The sequence below is a fragment of the Vibrio sp. Vb0937 genome (assembly GCF_033338855.1).
The window spans coordinates 19,740-41,716 of record NZ_JAWOTK010000028.1; the positions used below are offsets into that span (position 1 = coordinate 19,740).

Annotated in this window: 22 protein-coding genes; 7 read left to right on the forward strand and 15 right to left on the reverse strand. The window is 45.1% G+C overall.

Annotated features, from left to right (window positions below; all coding sequences use genetic code 11):
* Positions 1-30 precede the first annotated feature (30 nt).
* Complete coding sequence (gene rsmI / locus R7P67_RS20255) at positions 31-894, reverse strand: 16S rRNA (cytidine(1402)-2'-O)-methyltransferase (protein ID WP_005372907.1); 864 nt, start codon at positions 892-894, stop codon at positions 31-33.
* A 68-nt stretch (positions 895-962) separates the two neighbouring features.
* On the opposite strand from rsmI, the gene R7P67_RS20260 reads away from it, so the two are divergent.
* From R7P67_RS20260 to R7P67_RS20275, 4 genes are read left to right on the forward strand one after another with little or no spacing between them, the layout of a single operon-like run.
* Positions 963-2,774 (forward strand): penicillin-binding protein activator, encoded by a 1,812-nt coding sequence (locus tag R7P67_RS20260; protein WP_005372905.1) that lies wholly within the window; start codon positions 963-965, stop codon positions 2,772-2,774.
* Complete coding sequence (locus R7P67_RS20265; protein WP_005372903.1) at positions 2,761-3,129, forward strand: YraN family protein; 369 nt, start codon at positions 2,761-2,763, stop codon at positions 3,127-3,129. The genes R7P67_RS20260 and R7P67_RS20265 overlap by 14 nt, the downstream gene beginning before the upstream one ends.
* Positions 3,130-3,132: 3 nt before the next feature.
* Positions 3,133-3,723 (forward strand): phosphoheptose isomerase, encoded by a 591-nt coding sequence (locus R7P67_RS20270; RefSeq protein ID WP_005372901.1) that lies wholly within the window; start codon positions 3,133-3,135, stop codon positions 3,721-3,723.
* Positions 3,724-3,744: 21 nt separating this feature from the next.
* Complete coding sequence (locus R7P67_RS20275; RefSeq protein ID WP_213868527.1) at positions 3,745-4,413, forward strand: BON domain-containing protein; 669 nt, start codon at positions 3,745-3,747, stop codon at positions 4,411-4,413.
* Positions 4,414-4,484: 71 nt separating this feature from the next.
* On the opposite strand, the gene sspB is transcribed toward R7P67_RS20275, so the two are convergent.
* The 8 genes from sspB to zapE all read right to left on the reverse strand — a co-directional run bounded on the left by sspB (position 4,485) and on the right by zapE (position 11,194).
* The gene (sspB, locus tag R7P67_RS20280; RefSeq protein ID WP_262652810.1) at positions 4,485-4,970 is read right to left on the reverse strand and encodes a ClpXP protease specificity-enhancing factor; all 486 of its coding nucleotides are present in this window, start codon (positions 4,968-4,970) and stop codon (positions 4,485-4,487) included.
* Between the two features lie 17 nt (positions 4,971-4,987).
* Positions 4,988-5,623: a stringent starvation protein SspA gene (sspA, locus tag R7P67_RS20285; RefSeq protein ID WP_005372897.1), complete on the reverse strand. Its 636-nt coding sequence runs from the start codon at positions 5,621-5,623 to the stop codon at positions 4,988-4,990.
* 96 nt (positions 5,624-5,719) lie between these two features.
* On the reverse strand, positions 5,720-6,457 hold the full coding sequence (locus R7P67_RS20290) for a cytochrome c1 (RefSeq protein ID WP_005372881.1): 738 nt from the start codon (positions 6,455-6,457) through the stop codon (positions 5,720-5,722).
* Entirely contained in the window at positions 6,454-7,719 is a 1,266-nt protein-coding gene (locus tag R7P67_RS20295; protein ID WP_005372880.1) for a cytochrome b, read from the reverse strand. Before R7P67_RS20295 ends, R7P67_RS20290 begins: the two co-directional genes overlap by 4 nt.
* Positions 7,719-8,309, reverse strand: coding sequence for a ubiquinol-cytochrome c reductase iron-sulfur subunit (gene petA / locus R7P67_RS20300; RefSeq protein WP_005372877.1), 591 nt, complete (start codon positions 8,307-8,309; stop codon positions 7,719-7,721). Before petA ends, R7P67_RS20295 begins: the two co-directional genes overlap by 1 nt.
* A gap of 693 nt (positions 8,310-9,002) precedes the next feature.
* Positions 9,003-9,395 carry a 30S ribosomal protein S9 gene (gene rpsI, locus R7P67_RS20305; RefSeq protein WP_005372876.1) on the reverse strand — a complete coding sequence of 131 codons (393 nt, stop codon included), beginning with the start codon at positions 9,393-9,395 and terminating at the stop codon, positions 9,003-9,005.
* 15 nt (positions 9,396-9,410) lie between these two features.
* Positions 9,411-9,839: a 50S ribosomal protein L13 gene (gene rplM, locus R7P67_RS20310; protein ID WP_005372872.1), complete on the reverse strand. Its 429-nt coding sequence runs from the start codon at positions 9,837-9,839 to the stop codon at positions 9,411-9,413.
* 251 nt (positions 9,840-10,090) lie between these two features.
* The gene (gene zapE / locus R7P67_RS20315) at positions 10,091-11,194 is read right to left on the reverse strand and encodes a cell division protein ZapE (RefSeq protein ID WP_137281704.1); all 1,104 of its coding nucleotides are present in this window, start codon (positions 11,192-11,194) and stop codon (positions 10,091-10,093) included.
* 195 nt (positions 11,195-11,389) lie between these two features.
* Between zapE and zapG the strand changes: the two genes are divergently transcribed.
* The 3 genes from zapG (at position 11,390) to degS (ending at position 14,656) form a co-directional block, all read left to right on the forward strand.
* Positions 11,390-11,833: a Z-ring associated protein ZapG gene (gene zapG, locus R7P67_RS20320; protein ID WP_005379861.1), complete on the forward strand. Its 444-nt coding sequence runs from the start codon at positions 11,390-11,392 to the stop codon at positions 11,831-11,833.
* Positions 11,834-12,033: 200 nt separating this feature from the next.
* On the forward strand, positions 12,034-13,401 hold the full coding sequence (locus R7P67_RS20325) for a Do family serine endopeptidase (RefSeq protein ID WP_025768400.1): 1,368 nt from the start codon (positions 12,034-12,036) through the stop codon (positions 13,399-13,401).
* A 190-nt stretch (positions 13,402-13,591) separates the two neighbouring features.
* A complete protein-coding gene (degS, locus tag R7P67_RS20330) occupies positions 13,592-14,656 on the forward strand; it encodes an outer membrane-stress sensor serine endopeptidase DegS (RefSeq protein ID WP_017633606.1) in 1,065 nt (354 codons plus the stop codon).
* A gap of 37 nt (positions 14,657-14,693) precedes the next feature.
* Here degS and parC read toward each other — a convergent pair whose 3' ends face one another.
* The 6 genes from parC to nudF form a co-directional block, all read right to left on the reverse strand.
* Positions 14,694-16,979, reverse strand: a complete 2,286-nt coding sequence (gene parC / locus R7P67_RS20335; protein WP_262652812.1) for a DNA topoisomerase IV subunit A — start codon at positions 16,977-16,979, stop codon at positions 14,694-14,696.
* Positions 16,980-16,982: 3 nt separating this feature from the next.
* Entirely contained in the window at positions 16,983-18,863 is a 1,881-nt protein-coding gene (gene parE, locus R7P67_RS20340; protein WP_005387417.1) for a DNA topoisomerase IV subunit B, read from the reverse strand.
* Between the two features lie 249 nt (positions 18,864-19,112).
* A complete protein-coding gene (yqiA, locus tag R7P67_RS20345; protein ID WP_005379875.1) occupies positions 19,113-19,697 on the reverse strand; it encodes an esterase YqiA in 585 nt (194 codons plus the stop codon).
* 47 nt (positions 19,698-19,744) lie between these two features.
* Positions 19,745-20,551: a 3',5'-cyclic-AMP phosphodiesterase gene (gene cpdA / locus R7P67_RS20350; protein WP_005387419.1), complete on the reverse strand. Its 807-nt coding sequence runs from the start codon at positions 20,549-20,551 to the stop codon at positions 19,745-19,747.
* Between the two features lie 61 nt (positions 20,552-20,612).
* Positions 20,613-21,056, reverse strand: coding sequence for a DUF1249 family protein (locus R7P67_RS20355; protein WP_017633603.1), 444 nt, complete (start codon positions 21,054-21,056; stop codon positions 20,613-20,615).
* Positions 21,056-21,706, reverse strand: a complete 651-nt coding sequence (gene nudF, locus R7P67_RS20360; protein ID WP_258461151.1) for an ADP-ribose diphosphatase — start codon at positions 21,704-21,706, stop codon at positions 21,056-21,058. The genes R7P67_RS20355 and nudF overlap by 1 nt, the downstream gene beginning before the upstream one ends.
* Positions 21,707-21,977 lie beyond the last annotated feature (271 nt).

The following is a 21,977-nucleotide window of genomic DNA, read 5'->3' on the forward strand; positions in this document are numbered from 1 at the left end:
CTCATTGACCATTTATCTCGCTAGTGGCACTTAGTCTAAGTTTTCTAAGCCCCATTTATATAACGCATTCTTCTTCAAGTTATGTATTTCTGCCACCAAAGCAGCTGCTTTTTTCAAAGGCAGCTCTTTGGTCAAAATGCCTAACGTGCGTAAAGCATCTTCAGGTAGTGAGTCGTCTGTTGTTTCACGATGGCCATGTACCAACAATACCATTTCACCACGCTGTTGGTTATCGTCACTTTTCACCCATTCAATCAGCTCACCTAACGGCATGCCTTGAATGGTTTCAAAGGTTTTTGTTAGCTCTCTTGCCAACACAACTTCTCTATCTGGGCCAAGAACGTCTAACATGTCTTGTAGAGAGTCTAAAATACGGTGCGGTGACTCGTAAAAAATACACGTACGCTCTACCGAAGCAATCTCTAGGAATTTATCCTTACGACCTTTGCTTTTCGGTGGTAAAAAACCTTCGAAGCTAAAGCGATCCGATGGCAAGCCAGAGGCACTTAACGCCGTAATGACCGCACAAGCACCTGGAAGAGGCACAACTCTAACGCCCGCTTGACGACATTTTGTCACCAAATGGTATCCTGGGTCGCTGATAAGTGGCGTACCAGCGTCAGAAACTAATGCGATAGACTGACCGGAAAGCAGCTTTTCTACCAAAACTTGTGCTTTTTGCTGCTCATTGTGGTCATGTAGAGCAAAAGTTTTGGTTTGAATATTGAAGTGAGACAGTAATTTGCCCGTATGTCGAGTATCCTCAGCGGCAATGATGTCCACAGTCGACAGAATTTCGATAGCACGTTGGGTGATATCCGCTAAATTTCCGATTGGAGTCGGTACGATATAGAGAGTTGGCCCCTCATTCGGCAACTTATTTTTATCTGTCATTTGTTTACCATCACTTCAACGATTAATATAGAGACAATTTTGTACAAAATTATAGAGAACTCACGGCAATGATTAACCATAAGAGACTCAGTGTACCACGCATACTTACTCCTGTTGCACTAGCAATTACGCTCGCCGCCTGTTCTTCAGGTCCAAGACAGCCTGATGGCGTTGATGTAACACTTGAGCCTACTCAGTCTGTTCAGAACTATATGATCCAAGCTGATAGCACGGAAGGCAGTTTACAAAATGACTGGTTGATCATGGCAACCAAAGCCGCGATTCAAGCAAACCAGTTTGATCAAGCAGAAATGTTGATCAAGCGCCTGGCTCGTCAACAGTTAACCGAAGTTCAGCAAGCAGAGTGGCAACTAGCGCGTGCGACCATACAGCAAAAACAGGGTAATTACTCTCAGTTGCTGCAATTGTTGAATTTTAAACCTTGGTGGAAGTTGCCAAATGAGCAATGGAAAGACTATTACTTGATGCGTGCCGACGCTTATCAAGGTCTTAACCAAGCGTTTGAGGCAAACCGCCAACTGGTTGCATTTGGCCAATATGCATCGTCCGCGGAGCAGAGAGAGATTTCTAGCCGTATTTGGATGAACTTTGGCAGCTACTCCGAGTACGAACTGACCTCATTAGAAACAGAGCCAAATGAAGATGTTTTGGATGGTTGGCTACAACTCGCTATTTATGCGAAAACGCTGTCGGGCAACTTATCCCAACTAAAAAATACCCTAGAACGCTGGTTAAACGAGAACCCATCGCACCCAGCCGCTATCTACACACCAGAAGAGATTCAAAACATTCTCTCTCTAGACATCGTTAAACCAAACAACACCGCTTTGTTACTGCCGCTTACTGGTAAATTCTCGCCACAAGCGCAATTAATTCGTGATGGTTTTGTGTTTGCGATGATGAATGATCGTAACCGTGATCCAAGCGCTACCCTCACGGTAATAGACACTAATGCGTATAACGCCGACCAAATTAAACAACGTTTGATCAATGAAAACATCGATTTTGTTGTTGGTCCTCTAGAAAAAGAGAACGTTGAGCTATTGCACACAACCATGGATGGCTCAGAAAATGGTCCTACGATTCCAGCCCTTGCGCTAAATATTCCCGAAGATGTGCAACCAGATAGCAATATTTGCTACTTGGCATTATCACCGGAACAAGAAGCCGCACAAGCAGCGAAACACTTGTTCAGCGAAGGCTATAACTTCCCTCTGATTCTGGCACCAAAGGGCAGCTTTGGTGAACGTGTAACTGAAGCGTTCAACAAAGAGTGGCGCAAGTACAGCTCTAATAAAGTCGCAGCAAGTTATTTTGGTGACAAGCGCCAACTTCAAAAAGACATCAATGAAGTATTTGGTCTGCAAGAAAGCAAACAACGTATTGCTCAGATGCAATCACTAATGCGTATCAAGCTTGAAACACAGCCACGTAGCCGTCGTGATGTCGATGCGGTTTATATTGTTGCTAGAAGCACGGAACTGACTTTGATTAAGCCGTTTATTGAGGTAGCGATTAATCCAGACGCCAAAGCGCCACAAATTTTCTCTAGCTCGCGTAGCAACAGTGGCGGCGCGACTTACGAAGATCTAACAGGCATCATCTACAGCGATATTCCATTGCTGATTGACCCAGACCCTAGCGTGACCGCTGAAATGAACGAGTTGTGGTCAGAGCAATCTAACATGGAAAAACGTTTGAAAGCACTGGGTATGGATGCGTATAAATTGATTGGGGAGCTGCCACAAATGAAGGTCGTTCCGGGCTACTCAGTTGGCGGCCAAACCGGTATTTTAAGTATCGACAATAATTGTGTTGTACAGCGTGAGCTAAGCTGGGCTGAGCGTGGGGCTCTTTAGCAAGCGCCAAATCGGAAATCAATATGAAGCTCTGGCGAAGCAGTATTTACAACGCCAGGGCTTAAACTTTATTGAACAAAATTTTCTGACTAAGGTCGGTGAGATTGATTTAATCTTCCAACAAGGTGAAACTATTGTGTTTGTTGAAGTCAAATACCGTAAGAACAATCACTTTGGCTCGGCAGCAGAAATGGTGACGCACGCTAAAATGCGCAAGCTAGTCAAAACCGCACAAGTTTGGCTTAGCCAACAAAAGCGCTTAAAACACAATATCGATTATCGATTTGATGTCATCGCCATTCATGATAATGGTCGAGATATCAACTGGATAGAAAACGCAATCTCTGAAGGATAAGCGATGCTAGACAGCATTAAAGACAGCTTTACAGAAAGTATTCAAATTCAAATCGCAGCAGCAGAGGCGCTGCCTGATGCCATTACTCATGCAGCTCAAGCGATGGTGTCGAGCCTGCTTAATGGCAATAAAATTTTATGTTGTGGTAATGGCGGCAGTGCTTCAAACGCTCAACAATTTGTTTCTTGTCTTTTAAACCGTTTTGAAACTGAGCGCCCTAGCCTACCAGCAATGGCCTTAACCGCCGATAATACTACCCTAACCGCAGTGGCCAACGATTACCACTACCAGGAAATCTTCTCAAAACAGGTACGAGCGTTTGGTCAACCAGGCGACATTTTGCTTGCCATGTCGACTAGCGGTAACAGTAAAAATATTATCAAAGCGATGGAAGCAGCCGTAACTCGAGACATGACGATTATCGCGCTCACAGGAAAAGATGGCGGAGAGATGGCAGGACTGCTAGGTGAGAACGACGTCGAAATTCGTATTCCATCACACCGCACTGCACGTATTCACGAAGTACATATGGTAACACTCCATTGCCTTTGTGATCTTATTGACCAGGTGCTTTTCCCTGCTCACGAAGAGTAACCAAGACTGAGAGTCAGAATTATGATACGTAGCCTTGTTATCTTATTAACAGCATTGAGTTTAAGTGGTTGCGCAGGTTTGTTTATCGCAGGTGCAGCAACCACAGCGAATATTGTCACGGACACACGCACGACAAAACAAATCTGGCAGGACAATAACATCGAATTCGAAGTTGCGGCGATCGGCAATAAAGCACCGTTTAAAGGTGAAGTTCGTGTCGTTGCCAGTTCATATAATGGGACTGTAGTCCTTATGGGACAAGCTCCGACACAAGACGTTATCCTTGCTTTAGAGCGAAGGGCTCGAGAAGTTAGTGGTGTAAAAGTCATACACAATCAAATCAAACAAAAAGAGCCACTCACTGTTACCCAGATTAGCAATGACAGCTGGATCACAACCAAAGTAAAGTCAGCTTTGCTTACTGATTCTGAGCTTAATGGTGTTAAGGTTAAAGTGATCACCGAAGATGGCGACGTTTTTCTGTTCGGTTATGTCACGCCAGAGCAAGGCGATCGAGCGACAGAAATCGCGCGTAATATCTCAGGCGTAAAACAAGTCATTAAAGGGTTCCAATACGGCGAAATGGAGCCTGTTGAAGTAGACTTACCGAGTGACGGTGTACAAACAATAGAAAGTGAGGCAAGTACAGAAAGTGAAGAGAACGTCGAAGTCTTTACGATTAGTGAGTAATTTCCAAAGTCTGGCTTGAAATCATCTTCAACAAGTTAAAAAGAAAAAAGCAGCGTTACGCTGCTTTTTTATTATTTAATCACTCTTAAGCTTGGTTTGCCTTTTGGTCGAGGAGCATCGTCCTCTTCGGCATCTGAATCAGAAACTAACTCAGAAGGCTCATCGCTAACCGTTGTGAACGATGGGGATGATTCTTCCTCGGTCATCGCTTCTTCTTCGATGTGAGTGTACGCTTCTTCTGGTTCAAACATAGTACCAGCACCATTCTCACGTGCATAAATAGCTTGAACAGCATACACAGGCACGATCACTGAGTGCGGACGACCGCTAAAGCGAGCATGGAAGGTAATCGCATCATTACCTAACTCAAGATTACCCACTGCACGTGGCGCAATATTCAAAATAATTTGACCATCTTGAATAAATTCAACCGGGACACGCACCCCTGGCATTATTGCATCCACAACCAAGTGAGGAGTCAAGTCATTGTCTACTAACCAATCGTAAAATGCGCGAAGCATATACGGGCGGCGAGCAGTCATTTTTGCAATATCCATAACGTGTTTTAAATCGCTTAGCGAACTAGGCGCATTTCACGTTCAGCTTCAGTCAAAGAAGCAAGGAACGAATCACGTTCAAATACGCGGTTCATGTATACCTTGATTTCTTTTGAACCAGGGCCAACAAGATCGATACCAAGTTGAGGCAAACGCCACAATAGTGGTGCTAGGTAACAATCGATCAAGCTGAATTCTTCGCTCATGAAGTACTCATATTCAGCAAAAATTGGCGCTAACGTCAGAAGATCATTACGCAGCTTTGTGCGTGCTTTTTCTGATTCTTCCGCATTACCTTTCATCACTTTTTCAGCGAGTGAATACCAGTTGCGTTCGATACGGTACATCATCAAGCGGCTGTTGCCACGAGCAACAGGGTAAACCGGCATTAGAGGTGGATGAGGAAAGCGCTCGTCCAAGTACTCCATGATGATTTTTGAATCGTAAAGAGCTAGCTCACGGTCAACAAGAGTTGGCACTGATTTATATGGGTTTAGCTCAACAAGCTCAGCAGGAAGGTTTGCTTCGTCAACAAGCTCAACTTCAACACTTACGCCTTTTTCAGCTAGTACAATGCGAACCTGATGGCTATACAAATCTGATGCACTTGAGAAAAGAGTCATCACAGAACGTTTATTGGCAGCTACAGCCATGGAGCCCTCCAGTACACTTACAAATAAAAACAATGGAGGCTAAGCCTCCATTGTACATCAATTAAAATTGGGAATTAGCACGGTATTTTAGCACAATTAATGCACATCGCGCCAATACTCTTTCTTGAGCATCACAACAACGATGGTTAGAAGCACTAAGAAGCCCATTACCCACCAGCCTAGAGCATGACGCTCAAGCTGCACTGGGTCACCTGAATAAACTAAGAAGTTAACGAGATCGCCAACCGCTTTGTCATATTCGCCTTCACTCAGCTCACCCGTGCCATCGGTTTCAGTACCAACAACAACTTGTACTTCTTCGCCATCTACGATTTTCGTATCGTAAATCGGCGTCGGGATGCCCTGTAGCTCTTCAAGCACATGCGGCATACCAACACTCGGGAAGACGATGTTGTTCACGCCGAATGGACGAGATGGATCAACATAGAAAGAGCGTAAGTAAGTGTATAACCAATCAGCACCACGAACTCGTGCAACCAACGTAAGATCTGGTGGTGGAGCACCAAACCAGTTTGCCGCTTGCTTCGGTGGCATAGCATTGACCATTAGATCACCGATTTTCGCTTCAGGATTGAAAATCAGGTTTTCTTTCATTAAGTCTGTTGGAATTTCCAAGTCTGTTGCTACACGCTCGTAACGCTGGTATTGCGTAGAGTGACAAGCAAAACAGTAGTTCATGAACAACTTCGCGCCGTTTTGTAGCGAAGCTTTATCCGTAAGGTCAACATTCGCTTTATCCAGCGGAACATTGGCCCCAGCTGCCATCGCTAGTGATGGCAACATAGCAAATAGAATTACAATCCACTTCTTCATTTGAATGTCACCCTCTCTGGTAATGGTTTGGTTGCTTCATTTTTGCTGTAGAAGAACAGCAACACAAAGAACATGAAGTAACACAAGCTAAAGATCTGAGATAGTAGTGTGTACGTTGGTGTCGCTGGTAACGCACCTAAAATACCTAGAGCGATAAAGGCGATAGTGAACTGTACAATATTCAATAGATGAAGTTTGCTACGGTAACGGTATGAACGAACTTTACAACGATCCAACCAAGGTAGAACAAACAGCACTGCAATTGACGCACCCATTAGGATAACACCTAATAGTTTGTCTGGAACCGCACGTAGGATTGCGTAGAACGGCGTGAAGTACCATACCGGAGCAATATGCTCTGGTGTCTTCAATGGGTTTGCAGCTTCAAAGTTAGGCGGCTCAAGGAAGTACCCACCCATTTCTGGGTTAAAGAACAGCACGTAACAGAAGAAGAACAAGAAACCAGCAACACCGACCAAGTCCTTAACCGTGCCGTACGGATGGAAAGGAATCGAATCAATGATGTCATATTTCTTCGTGTAGTAATCGTGGAACTTGAATTGCGTTTTGTAATCGTCGCCCATTGAGCCTTTTGGCAGCTTAGTTTCGATACCATCCGGGTTGTTTGAGCCTACTTCGTGCAGCGCCAATACGTGCAGAACAACAAGAAGAAGCAAAACGATAGGCAGTGCAATAACGTGTAGTGCGAAGAAACGGTTTAGCGTTGCACCAGAGATGATGTAGTCACCACGAATCCAAAGTGTTAGGTCATCACCGATAACAGGAATAGCACCAAACAGGGAAATGATTACCTGCGCACCCCAGTATGACATCTGACCCCATGGAAGTAGGTAACCCATGAACGCTTCAGCCATGAGAACTAGGAAGATCAACATACCGAAGATCCACAACAGTTCACGAGGTTTTTGGTATGAACCGTAGATCAAACCACGGAACATGTGAAGATACACAACAACGAAAAACGCTGACGCTCCAGTGGAATGCATGTAACGCAGAAGCCAACCGTACTCTACATCACGCATAATGTATTCGATAGACGCAAATGCACCGTCACCTGAAGGAACATAGTTCATCGTTAGCCAAATACCCGTTAGGATTTGGTTAACAAGAACCAGCATCGCCAGAGAACCGAAAAGGTACCAAAAGTTGAAGTTCTTAGGCATTGGGTATTCAGACAAATGCTTTTTATAAGCATTCATTGCAGGAATACGCTTTTCAACCCAATCTAACATTGCTTGCATTATGCATCTCCCTCATCAACACCCACAATGAGCTTGGTATCGCTCAAATACATGTGCTTAGGAACGACAAGGTTCAACGGAGCAGGTACTCCTTGGAACACTCGACCAGCCATGTCGAACTTAGAACCATGACAAGGACAGAAGAAGCCAGATCTTACGCCCTGCACCTGCTCTGAGAAAGAGTCAGGTAGATAGGTTGGTGAACAACCTAAGTGGGTACAGAAACCAACTGCGACGAAAAACTCTTCCTTAATCGAACGAAACTCATTCTGAGCGTACTCAGGCTGCTGCTCCATTTCAGATTGTGGATCGCGAAGCTTATCACCGATCGATTTTAAGTTATCCAGAACGCTTTGAGTGCGGCGAACAATCCATACAGGTTTTCCCTGCCACTCAACACGAACCAGCTGACCTGGTTCAATTTTACTTATATCCACTTCCACCGGTGCGCCCGCCGCTTTGGCTTTAGCACTCGGATTCCATGATTTGATAAAAGGCACGGCGACGGCGACTGCCCCTAACCCACCAACAACTGCCGTTGTAGCGGTTAGAAAACGCCTGCGACCGTTATTTAAAGGCGCGTTGCTCATCCAAACATTCTCCCATTTGCTCCCTTTGGATCGTTATTATTCCGCTTATAAGAGCATGGCTAACAAATAATGAATTTAGTTCTATTTATTGGAGGGAAATGATAAAGAAAACCCTACTTTTTGACAAGATAAAGCTACCTTTTTGTAACATTTGTGAGGCAAATCGCTCGCGTCGTCACAAAAGCGGCAGAATTATAAAAAATTGATGTGATTTGTAACAAGAAAGCACCACATAGAAGCCCCGCTGAAAGCGGATAAAACCTTTTATCTTGGTAGTTTTCAGTTAATTACACAGAGAAATATTTCGTATTACGCGTTCAGCTTACTGTGTTTATATTTTCAATTTTGTAGCACGCAGAATGCTCAAAAAGGAACGTAAGTCATTTTAAAACATGTTACAGGAAGAATAAGATACGAAGACATTCCTGCTGATGAATACATCTATGCTGCATCGCAAGAGAAAGCGTGGTGAGTCGCGATTAAATAAGGCACACATATAAAACGGCACTGACAACCTTTCGACGAAGAGGACGAATAAGAAGGCCTGCTCGGAGTGTGATGATAAGTGAAGGCTGTTCGTTGCTTGAAGACAAGTATGATGTCTTTAAATACAAAAAAGCCCGGCATAGAGCCGAGCTTTTGGTACACAGTTTCCAGAGTAACTCTGAAAGCATAATTCCCGATAAGAGGAAATTAACGCTTAGAGAACTGTGGACGACGACGTGCTTTACGTAGACCAACTTTCTTACGTTCAACGCAACGAGCGTCACGAGTAACGTAGCCAGCTGCGCGTAGAGCAGGACGTAGAGACTCATCGTATTCCATAAGCGCGCGAGTGATACCGTGACGGATAGCACCAGCTTGACCAGAAATACCGCCGCCTTTAACTGTTACGTAAAGGTCTAGCTTTTCAGTTAGTTCAACTAGCTCTAGAGGTTGTTGTACAACCATACGTGCTGTTGGACGACCGAAGTATTCGTCAAGGTTACGCTTGTTTACTACAATGTTACCGCTGCCTGGTTTAATGAAAACACGTGCAGCTGAGCTTTTGCGACGGCCAGTGCCGTAGTATTGATTCTCTGCCATTTTCGAAATCCCCAATTAGATGTCTAGTACTTGTGGTTGTTGAGCAACATGGTTGTGCTCAGCGCCCGCGTAAACTTTTAGCTTACGGTACATAGCACGGCCTAGAGGACCACGTGGAAGCATGCCTTTAACTGCAAGCTCAAGAGCCATCTCAGGTTTACGATCGATCAACTTTTCAAAAGTGATAGATTTTAGACCACCTGGGAATTCAGAGTGACGGTAGTACACTTTGTTCTTAGCTTTGTTACCAGTTACAGCAACTTTCTCAGCGTTGATAACGATGATGTAATCACCAGTGTCAACGTGAGGAGTGTATTCAGCTTTATGTTTGCCACGTAGGCGAGATGCAATTTCACTTGCTAGACGGCCAAGAGTTTTACCTTCAGCGTCTACAACGTACCAGTCGCGTTTTACAGTTTCTGGTTTAGCAACGAAAGTTTTCATGCTAACAATAACCCGTTAATTAAATTTTAAACTTTAAAGGAACACCCAATAGTGCTCCCACACTGTCTAAGAGCCCAGTCATCACCCCTTCGAGTCGTTGGTACTCTCGACCTTCAATTTCGAAATAACTTCGATAATCAGGTCTGCAGTAACGGTGGGTCGCAGGATTATAGAGAAGAGCGAAGAAAAAATCACCTTTTTTTGCGCCAAATCACTAATTTTTTCTTCACTTTTTTAAGAACCCATTGGATCTAGGCCAAATGTTCACGCGCGAGATACTCATGACTTTGCATCTCAGTAAGCCGAGACAAACAGCGCTTAAATTCGAACTCTAACTGCCCGTCAGCATATAAATCGGCCATTGGCACTTCAGCAGAAATAATCAACTTAACATTGCGCTCGTAAAACTCATCGACCAGCGCGATAAAGCGTCTCGCCGCATCATCTATTTTTCGGTTCATTTGTTGAACATCTGCCAGTAATACCGTGTGGTAAATACGAGACAATTCAATGTAGTCATTTTGACTGCGAGCAGTTTGACACAACTGAGCAAACGACGCATGCAGCACCCCATCGCTTGCTTCAATCACCGCTAGTTGACGGTGGTTAACTTCGATTTGATGAGCAACAAACTGACGCTCTCCAGTCAGCTGCTGATAATATTTGTTAAGGTTTATGCTAGCCTGCTCATCAAGCGGGTAATGGTATATTTCAGCCTGTTCTAACGTTCTTAAGCGATAATCAACGCCACTATCGACATTCAACACTTCACAACGTGCCAAAATCATATCGATCGCGGGCAAAAAGCGCGCTCTTTGCAAACCGTTACGATATAAGTTCTGCGGCTCAATGTTTGAAGTCGCGACTAGGATCATCTGCCGCTTGAACATTTCTTGAAGTAGCGTTGCAAGGATCATCGCATCAGTAATGTCGGAAACAAAAAATTCATCAAAGCAAACCACATCGGCTTCTTCTTTAAATTTATCCGCCACTTTTGATAGCGGATTTTCGACATCACCTAACAGCTTCAACTCATCATGTACTCGATACATAAATCGATGGAAGTGGACGCGCATTTTTCTTTGGGTCGGTAAAGCATCAAAAAATGCGTCCATAAGGTAGGTTTTACCGCGACCTACCCCACCCCAAAAGTAAAGACCTTTTGGTGGTTCAGGCTTGTCGATTTTTTTCCCCATTAGCTTTTGCCATTTGGAAAGCTGAGGAACAGGCGCTGACTGAAATTCAACGATAGCATGGTAAAGCTTGTCTAATGCAACGACCGCTTGATACTGAGCTTCATCACGCTGAAACCCGTGTTCTGCTATGTCTTTTTGATATTGTTGTAGTGGTGTCATCGTATTAAGTCGTATAGAGGTATAGAGAAAAGGGTTACCTCGGGGTCAACTTTGAGAATAGAGAGAAGTAGTTATCAGTCCCCGAAGACATACTGCTATTTTTCTTTATCGGCTGTTCAAGCCATAGTAACATGGACGAGCACCGCGTGTAACTAAGTAGTAAAAGACTTGTTAAAACAACTATAAGGAGCAGTTATGCCTTGGATTTATGCCATTGTGGGTTTGCTGGTCGGTACAATCGTAGGCGTAGTCATTAGTAGACTAACCACCCCTGAATACAAGAAACAAAAGTCTGTGCAGAAAGAACTTGAAGCGGCCAAGTTTGAATTAGAGCAACAACGTCAAGAGCTCGTCGATCACTTTGCACAAACCGCAGAAATGTTGGACACCCTAGGTAAAGATTACACCAAGCTATACCAACATATGGCCAAGACCTCTTCTGAGCTTTTGCCAAACTTACCAGAACAAGACAACCCGTTTGATAAGAAAACGGCAATGTCGTCTGAAACCATTGCAGAAGATCAACCAGAGTTTAACGAACAACCAAAAGACTACGCTAATGGCGCCACCGGTCTTTTGAAGGATCAAGAGAAAGAAATCATTAATGCTCCCGAAGCGGTAACCGCAAAAGCATCATAATCCTCTCTTACTTCTATCTAGGGCCGATACATTTGTATCGGCCCTTTTTTGAACTTTTTCCCCTCACCCTCGCTCTAACTTGGGTGTGCACTGCCTCCCCTTTTGATTGTCCGAACTAGACCCTATATTAGTTATTAACAAAGTGAACTAACCGTTCGGATATTTCTTTTTGGCAGACATGTTTCAAGAGGAGTTATTGGATGAAAAAACCACTGCTTGCGCTCACCGTTCTATCTCTGAGTTTGGGTTCGATTATTGCCCCAGTTCAAGCCACTGCCGCATTACCTTTGAATGTGGATGGCCAACAGTTACCTAGCTTGGCACCAATGCTTGAGAAGGTGACCCCAGCTGTTGTGAGTATTGCTGTAGAAGGTAAACAAGTACAAACCAGCCGCATTCCCGAGCAATTTCAATTTTTCTTTGGCCCAGACTTTCCTATGGAACAAAGGCGAGAGCGCCCGTTCAGAGGTTTAGGGTCTGGTGTCATTATTGATGCGAAGAAAGGCCATATTGTCACTAACTACCATGTGATCAAGGGCGCAGATGAGATTCGAGTTCGCCTCTTTGACGGGCGCGAGTATGACGCTACGCTCGTTGGCGGTGATGAAATGGCCGATGTTGCGTTACTTAAATTAGAGAAAGCGAAAAACTTAACGCAGATTAAAGTCGCGGATTCCGACAAACTGCGTGTCGGTGACTTTACGGTTGCGATTGGTAACCCATTTGGACTCGGTCAAACTGTGACTTCGGGTATTGTTTCAGCCCTTGGTCGTAGTGGCTTAAACGTTGAAAACTTCGAAAACTTCATCCAAACCGATGCCGCAATTAACAGCGGTAACTCTGGTGGTGCATTGGTCAACCTTAATGGTGAGCTGATCGGTATTAATACTGCGATTTTAGGCCCTAACGGCGGTAATGTGGGTATTGGCTTTGCGATTCCATCAAACATGATGAAAAACCTCACTGATCAAATTCTAGAGTTTGGTGAAGTCAAACGCGGCATGTTGGGTGTGCAAGGTGGCGAAGTAACCTCTGAGCTAGCTGATGCATTGGGTTACGAGTCAAGTAAAGGGGCCTTTATTGGTCAAGTCGTACCGGACAGCGCAGCCGATAAAGCAGGGTTAAAAGCCGGTGACGTAATTGTATCGGTGAACGGCAAAGCGATTAATACTTTCTCAGAGCTCCGCGCAAAAGTGGCAACACTGGGCGCAGGTAAAGAAATCACATTAGGTGTGGTTCGAGATGGTAAGAATAAAACCTTTGATGTAACGCTTGGCGAATCTACGAATATGAAAGCTAAAGCGGAGACATTACATGAGGGACTCAAAGGTGCGGAGTTAAGCAATACAACACCAAGTGATGTAATCCAAGGTGTTAAAGTATCGAGCGTTGCAGATAACTCTCCGGCTGCTCAATATCAATTACAACAAGGTGACATTATTATCGGTGTGAACCGTCAACGAGTGAAAAACCTTGCCGAGCTTCGTACAATCGTAGAGAAACACAAAGGTGTACTGGCTCTTAATATTCAACGTGGTGAACGTACTATTTATCTTGTCATTCGTTAACCACTTTCGAAGTGATAGGAAATAAGGTTTTCGATGCATAGTACTGAGTGATAAGGCTCGATCACTTTTCCTTATCGCTCAATAACTAATGAAAAGGGCAGCGCGATGACGTGCTGCCCTTTTGTTATTTTTCAATGTAATGCTATTCTTCATCTTCGATGCCATTTTGGCGCTCACGCATGGAGAGGATATGCTCAGCTTTTTATTACGTTCTGTCTTTTTAGGCTTGGCTACTGCCGCAGTGGTATTACTGGCGGTTCCATCTTTGCGCAACAACGTAATTCCTGCCGCGCTTGATCCTCAACCTGTTAATATCGCATCAGTCGAGTTGACGTTTAATCAAGCGGTCCGAAGAGCAGCGCCTGCAGTGGTAAACATCTACAGCCGTAAGTATGTTGAGAATGATCGCAGTAAACTCTCGACTCAAGGTCTGGGGTCAGGTGTCATTGTTAGTGAGAAAGGCTACATCATTACTAACTATCATGTGGTTGCTCAAGCTGATCAAATTGTTGTGGCATTACAAGACGGCAGAGCCGCAGCGGCTCAGCTCGTAGGGACAGATAAACGTACTGATATAGCCGTGCTGCGTGTCGAAGGTTCGAATTTGCCCGTAATCCCTCTGAACTCTAATTACAAACCACAAGTGGGCGATGTAGTACTAGCCATCGGTAACCCATACAACCTTGGACAAACCACAACGTTCGGCATTATTTCTGCCACAGGTCGTTCATCTATTAGCGATGGTCGTCAAGCATTCATTCAAACCGATGCCGCCATCAATGAAGGTAATTCTGGTGGAGCCCTAGTGAACACACAAGGCGAGCTCGTCGGCATTAACACCGCCTCTTTTCAGCAAGCGACAGACTTAGAAACTTACGGTATTTCTTTTGCGATCCCTGCGCCGCTAGCCAGTAAGATCATGCAGAAAATCATCGCTGATGGCCGCGTGATTCGTGGTTATATTGGAATCGACGGCCAAGACATTAATGCGGTCACTGCTCGCCTACTTGGAAATGAACACATAGGTGGTATTGTCGTACTTGGTATTGATCCAAATGGCCCAGCCAATGCGGCTGGCTTTCAAAAACAAGATATCATTATCAGTATTGATGGCAATAAGGTTCAGGGGCGTCAGAGCGTTATGGATATCGTCACCGATTTACGTCCTGGCACCACCGTGGACGTCGGTATCATTCGCAAAGGAAAAGAGATGACCTTGAAAGTCACCATTGCTGAAGACAAGCAAGAAGCATAAAAAATCCCAGCCATTGGCTGGGATTTTTATTTGTGCGTTACTCGCTATCGCTCGGTGTTTCCGTCGTATCGGAATCATCCAGCTCAACTTCAATGCGAGTGACTCGCTGCAAACCTCTCGGTAATAACCCACCTCGGCGACCACGTTCGCCACGGAAGTTATCAAGGTCAGACGGTTTAAGACCCAACTTTCGCTTACCCGCGTACAGCGTTAACGATGCACCTTTTGGTAAAGACATTAAGTGAGATAGTACTTCTTCTCGCTCTTTTGCTTTAGCAGCAGGAATGTTGATGATCTTATTCCCTTTACCTTTCGCCAGTTGTGGCAAGTCTTTGATTGGGAACAGCAGCATGCGACCTTGGTTAGTGATTGCTAAGATTTCATCAGAGTCTAAATCTTCAATCTCTTTTGGCGTCATGATCTCAGAGTTGGCAGGTAAAGTGACGAGCGCTTTACCACTGCGGTTTTTAGACAGCAAGTCCGCGCCTTTACATACAAAGCCGTAACCTGCATCTGAGCCCACCAGCCACAGCTGCTCTTCTTCACTCATGATGACTTGGCGAATACTGCTACCAGCCGTAATATTCAAGCGACCGGTAATCGGCTCACCTTGACTACGAGCAGAAGGCAGTGAGTGCGATTCCAGAGAGTAACTTCGACCGTCACTACCTAGGAATACCGCAGGCTGATTACTCTTACCTCGAGCATGCGCTAAATACTTATCACCCGACTTATAGTTTAAGCCTTCGGCATCCACGTCATGGCCTTTCGCGTGACGAATCCAACCTTTCTCAGAAAGCACAACCGTGATTGGCTCACTTGGTACGAGGTCACGTTCAGTCAGCGCTTTTGCTTCTGCACGCTCAACCATTGGAGAGCGACGGTCATCACCGTATTTCTCTGCGTCTGCTTTGATTTCTTTTTTCAGTAGTGTGTTCAGACGACGCTCAGAACCGAGTAGCTGTTCTAGCTTCTCACGCTCTTTCTCTAGCTCGTCTTGCTCACCACGGATCTTCATCTCTTCTAGTTTTGCTAGATGACGAAGTTTGGTATCTAAAATTGCATCCGCTTGGATATCGGTAATACCAAAGCGTTCCATCAGCACCGCTTTTGGATCGTCTTCAGTACGGATGATCTCAATCACTTCATCTAGGTTGAGGTAAGCAACTAACAAACCTTCCAAGATGTGTAGACGAGCCATTACTTTGTCTAGGCGGTGTTGTAGACGACGACGCACAGTCGTACGACGGAACTCGATCCACTCAGACAGAATTTGCACCAGACCTTTAACTTGAGGACGGTTATCCAAACCAATCATGTTCAAGTTAACGCGGTAACTGCGCTCAAGATCCGTTGATGCGAACAAGTGGTTCATCAACAAATTACAATCGACGCGGTTTGACTTAGGCACCACAACGATACGCGTTGGGTTCTCGTGATCCGATTCGTCACGAAGATCGTCAACCATTGGCAGCTTTTTCGCACGCATCTGGTTAGCGATTTGCTCAAGCAGTTTGGCACCCGATACTTGGTGAGGCAAAGAAGTGATAACAATATCAGAACCTTCTTTATGCCAAACCGCGCGCATTTTGATGCTGCCACGACCGTTGCGGTAAATCTTCTCGATATCCGCTTGCGGCGAGATAATTTCTGCTTCTGTTGGGTAATCTGGACCTTTGACATACTGCATCACGTCCGGCAGTTCTGCTTTCGGGTTGTCGATCAAATGAATAGTCGCATCTGCGATTTCACGAACGTTGTGCGGTGGGATGTCTGTTGCCATACCAACGGCAATGCCGGTTACACCGTTAAGCAGGATATGAGGCAGACGTGCTGGCAACATTTGTGGCTCTTTCATTGTGCCATCAAAGTTAGGTTGCCATTCAACCGTGCCCTGGCCAAGTTCGCCAAGCAATACTTCAGCAAACTTAGACAGTTTTGCTTCGGTATAACGCATTGCCGCAAATGATTTCGGATCATCTGGCGCACCCCAGTTACCTTGACCATCCACTAATGGATAGCGGTAAGAGAATGGCTGAGCCATCAATACCATCGCTTCGTAACACGCTGAATCACCGTGCGGATGGTATTTACCTAGCACGTCACCAACGGTACGTGCAGATTTTTTGTATTTTGCTGATGCAGAGAGACCAAGCTCTGACATCGCATAAATGATGCGTCGTTGAACCGGCTTTAAGCCATCACCAATGTATGGCAAGGCGCGGTCCATGATTACGTACATCGAGTAGTTCAGATAAGCGTCTTCAGTGAACTTGCGCATTGGCAATTGTTCGACGCCATCGTAGGTAATTTCTGTAGACATCCGTTACACCTCTGCCAAGTCGCCGTTGTTTTGTAGCCAAGAACGACGGTCATCTGCACGCTTTTTACCTAGCAGCATGTCCATCATTTCCATGGTCGCCGTAGAGTCGTCAATGGTTAACTGCACTAAGCGACGCGTGTTCGGATCCATGGTGGTTTCACGCAACTGAAGTGGGTTCATCTCACCCAGACCTTTGAATCGTTGCACGTTGATTTTGGCTTTCTTCTTCGACAAGCGCTCTAAAATGCCATCTTTTTCATCGTCATCGAGGGCGTAGAACACTTCTTTCCCGCAGTCGATTCGATACAGAGGCGGCATCGCCACATAGATATGACCCGCTTCCACTAGTGCGCGGAAGTGACGAGTAAATAGAGCACAAAGCAGCGTTGCGATGTGAAGACCATCCGAGTCCGCATCGGCAAGGATACAGATCTTACCGTAACGAAGACTCTCCAGGTTGTCGCTATCTGGGTCAATACCCAAAGCAACAGAGATATCGTGTACTTCTTGAGACGCAAGAACTTGATCGGCAGAGACTTCCCACGTGTTCAAGATCTTACCACGCAGTGGCATCACAGCTTGGAATTCACGGTCACGTGCCTGTTTTGCCGAGCCACCCGCAGAGTCACCCTCCACAAAGAAGATTTCCGTGCGACTTAAGTCCTGTGCAGAACAGTCGGTCAACTTACCTGGCAGTGCCGGGCCGGACGCCACTTTCTTACGTACGACTTTTTTCGCCGCTCTCATACGACGGTGCGCGTTAGCGATACAGACTTCTGCCAATTGCTCTGCGAGCTGAGGCTTTTCGTTCAGCCAAAGACTGAACGCATCTTTGACTACGCCAGAGACAAATGCCGCGGTTTGACGAGAAGAGAGACGTTCCTTGGTCTGGCCTGCAAATTGTGGATCTTGAATTTTAACCGACAGCACGTAAGAACAGCGGTCGAAAACGTCATCACCCGTTAGCTTCACACCACGAGGTAATAGATTACGGAACTCACAGAATTCGCGCATCGCTTCCAACAAGCCTTGGCGTAAACCATTAACGTGTGTACCACCTTGAGCGGTTGGGATCAGGTTAACGTAGCTTTCGGTGATCATCTCACCGCCTTCTGGCTGCCAAATTACCGCCCAGTTTGCCGCTTCAGTATCCGCCAAGAACTCACCAGTAAATGGTTCTTCAGGAATAACTGGATAGCCTTTTACACCTTCCGCAAGATAGTCTTTCAAACCATCTTCGTAGTACCACTTATAGTCTTTGCCATTAACTTTGTCGGTTAATGTGATTTCTAAGCCCGGACACAAAACCGCTTTTGCGCGCAGGTTGTTGACTAGGCGCGTCACAGAGAAGTTAGCCGAATCGAAGTACTTCGCATCAGGCCAGAAATGTACGCTGGTACCGCGATTGCGACGACCACATGTGCCAGTTACGGTCAGATCAGACACTTTCTCGCCGTGTTCAAATGCAATTTCATACACTTGACCATCACGACGAACTGTTACTTCAACGCGTTTTGACAACGCGTTTACTACAGATATACCTACCCCGTGCAAACCACCAGAGAATTGGTAGTTTTTGTTAGAGAACTTACCACCCGCATGTAGCTTACATAGAATTAGCTCTACGCCTGATACTTTCTCTTCTGGGTGGATATCAACAGGCATGCCTCGACCATCATCGATCACTTCGAGTGATTGGTCAGCATGTAGGATGACTTGTACTTTTGAGGCATGTCCGGCTAGCGCTTCATCGACACTGTTGTCGATAACTTCTTGGCCCAAATGGTTTGGGCGCGCTGTATCCGTATACATCCCTGGTCGGCGACGTACTGGCTCTAAGCCATTCAGTACTTCAATGGCACCAGCATTATATTGTTCAGTCATAATACGGAATTATTCTCAAAGTTTACTTGTTGCCTGAGTATCACCAATGGGCGTACCCATACTCAGGAAACGAAAAAGCCACCCTGTTCACATCACTAAGAGTTTGTAAACATGATGCATAACAAAGTAGCCAGGGTCCTCGACCCTTAAGATCTTTTGGCAAAACATAGTCGGAAAGCATACCGCCCATGTCAAGAAACGGTTGGATATATCAATAAAAACTATGAGCCTTTTCCAATCGCTTTCGAATTACAGTTCTAGAAATTCGATAATCTGTGCAGGATAACGCTCAAAGCCTACAAAACTGTGATCACCGCCTTGTTCTACTGTTTGCTTAGCGTCTGCAAACTTATCTACCGCTTGTCGATAGTCTAAAACCTCATCTTCTGTTTGTTGCAATAACCAAAAAGAATGTGGCGACGCGATGCTTTGTACATCAAGAGCTTTTAACTCGTCAATATGACAAGCTTCAAGTGTATAGGTTTCATGCGTATATGGGTTAGTTTGCTTACCCAAATAATCTACTAGCAACTCATAAGGCTTGACTGCGGGGTTGACCACTACCGCTTTAAACCCAAACTTGTCATTTAGCCACGTTGACATAAAACCGCCTAATGAACTGCCCACTAGACCAATTTTATAGTCGTCTTTATATTGCTCGATAATATCCAACAACATTTTCGCCGCTTGCTGAGGGTAACAAGGTAACTGGGGAACAATCACCTTGATATCAGACCTATGTTGCTCGCAGTAGGCTCTCATCACATTCGCTTTCATGGAGAGTGGAGAGCTATTAAAGCCATGGATATAGAGAAGAAGTGAAGGTTTACTCATAGATATCTCGCACAAAAAAGCGAGCCCGAACAGAGAGCTCGGGCGCGTTAGTAGCCGTTAGAAGAGAAGTCTGGTTGGAACTGGCCATCAGGAAGCCGACCTACTTGGGTCGTAATATCGCCACAAGCGTGTAGTTGCAGCTCCCGCCAACCAGGCGAAGTGGTATCAAGGGCAAAATCATCCGAGTTAGGCTTAAACTGAACACAAGTTGAGGGTGTTGCCATCACTCGAATGCCCTTGTGAAGCACATTCATATCTTGATGAACATGACCACAGAGAATGCCTTTCACGTTATCAAAACGCTCGACAACCTGCCAAAACGCTTCGGCATCTTTTAAAGTATGTTGATCAAGCCACGCGCTTCCCACCAGTAACGGGTGATGATGCAACAAAACAAGTGTGTGTCTTTCTGGGTGTTCGGCTAGCTTTTCTTCGAGTAGCGTTAATTGCTGATCACTCAAGCGCCCATGAGGAACGCCAACCACTTGCGAGTCTAAAAGAATTAACTGCCAATGCTCGCCAAGCAACACATGCTCTGCGGCTTTGATTTGTGGCGAAGGCAAAACACTGCCCATATTAGGCTTGTAATCATGATTACCAGGTAGCCAAAAACAGTCTTTCTCTAGCGGTTCAATGCCGTTGGCAAAGCGCTGATAAGATTCTGCACTATGGTCTTGGGAAATATCGCCCGTCGCCAAAATGTAATCAAACGCCACGTTGCGGCGTAAAACATCAGCAACAACAGCATTAAAGCTATCGACTGTTTTTACGCTTAGCAAACTTCCCTCATCGGCAGCAAACAGATGAGTATCCGTAATTTGTAAAAGTTTGATGCTGTCACTAGATGATTGCAAAATGAAAACCTGATTCGTCCACTATATCGTTATTTGTTATTTTCCTTTAGTGACGTGACGATCAATTGAAGGCAAGTGGTGTTCTACTGATACCACTTCGTAAACAAAACGTCAGCCATTCACCGAGGAATGTGTTTAATTGATGCTTTTCATCTTTCTGCATCAGTTGGTCATTGGGATAATCATACTTAGCTTTTATGCGAGAGAACTCTCCGCTTGAGCATACTTCGGCTACTCTCGCATCATGATAAAGCCTGACAGACATCGTCGGTAAAGGAAACACTGGCGTTTCATCACTCTGACATATCTCAACAACTGTGGTGTATTTTGTGATTTCATTCACGGTCAATTGGTAAACCATGTTCGCCGCTTGGTAGCAACGTACATCCCCAACTTCGGCAGAAGCAGGCAATAAGGCGTTCAACTTAGCGTAGTTGGTCTCATACGTTCTCATAAGACCAGCTAAATCAACATGATATTGTTGTTTTTCAGCCAATTGTGCCATTACTCACTCTCCACCGTTTGGGATTGTCCCCATTCTGACTTTAACTCTTGATGGTGTAATTGCAGCCATTGCAACGCAATAATCGACGCACCATTTTCAAATTTTCCGTCCTTCACCCATTGATACGCCGTTTCACGACTCATGACATGAACTCGGATGTCTTCATTCTCATAGTCTAAACCATGAATGCCGTGCGCTTTAGACGCATCCACTTCACCAACAAAGACGTCTAGCTTTTCCGAGCAACCACCAGCCGAAGGATAATAAGAAGTGACAGGTATAACTCGCCCCACCTGAATCCCCGCTTCTTCGACAGCCTCTCGACGAATTACGGCTTCAGCAGATTCATCGCGGTCAATCATACCGGCGACAATTTCTAGCTGCCAAGGGTGCTCATGTTCCAACGCGCCAATACGAATCTGTTCAATGATTACGACCTGGTCCGTATTGGGATCATAAGGAAGCATCGCTGCTGCGTGACCACGCTCGAACATTTCTCGTTCGACAACTCCACTCCAACCACCAGCAAATAGCCTATGCTGAAAGCGGTATTTCACCATTTTGAAAAAACCTTCAAATAAGGTTTCTTTCGAGATGACTTTTACATCTCGCGAAGTAAAATCTTGTTGTTGTTTGTCACGCTGTTGCATTCAACACCTCTCTGAGTGAATCCTGTAGTTTACTCATTGTTATTCGCTTGCTCAAAGGACTTGGCTCAACTTTTTGTATAATAGTTACAAATTAATTTAAGTCTTTGCTAAAAATTTATTGCACAAGTGGATAATTACGTGTAAAAAAGTGCAAACTTTAGAGTAAATATCGTGCAAATTGAGTTAAACTACTGAGAATTAACCAATCTATGGACCGCGGGAATAGAAAATGAAAAAATTGCTTCCACTATTTATCAGTGCAGCGCTAGGT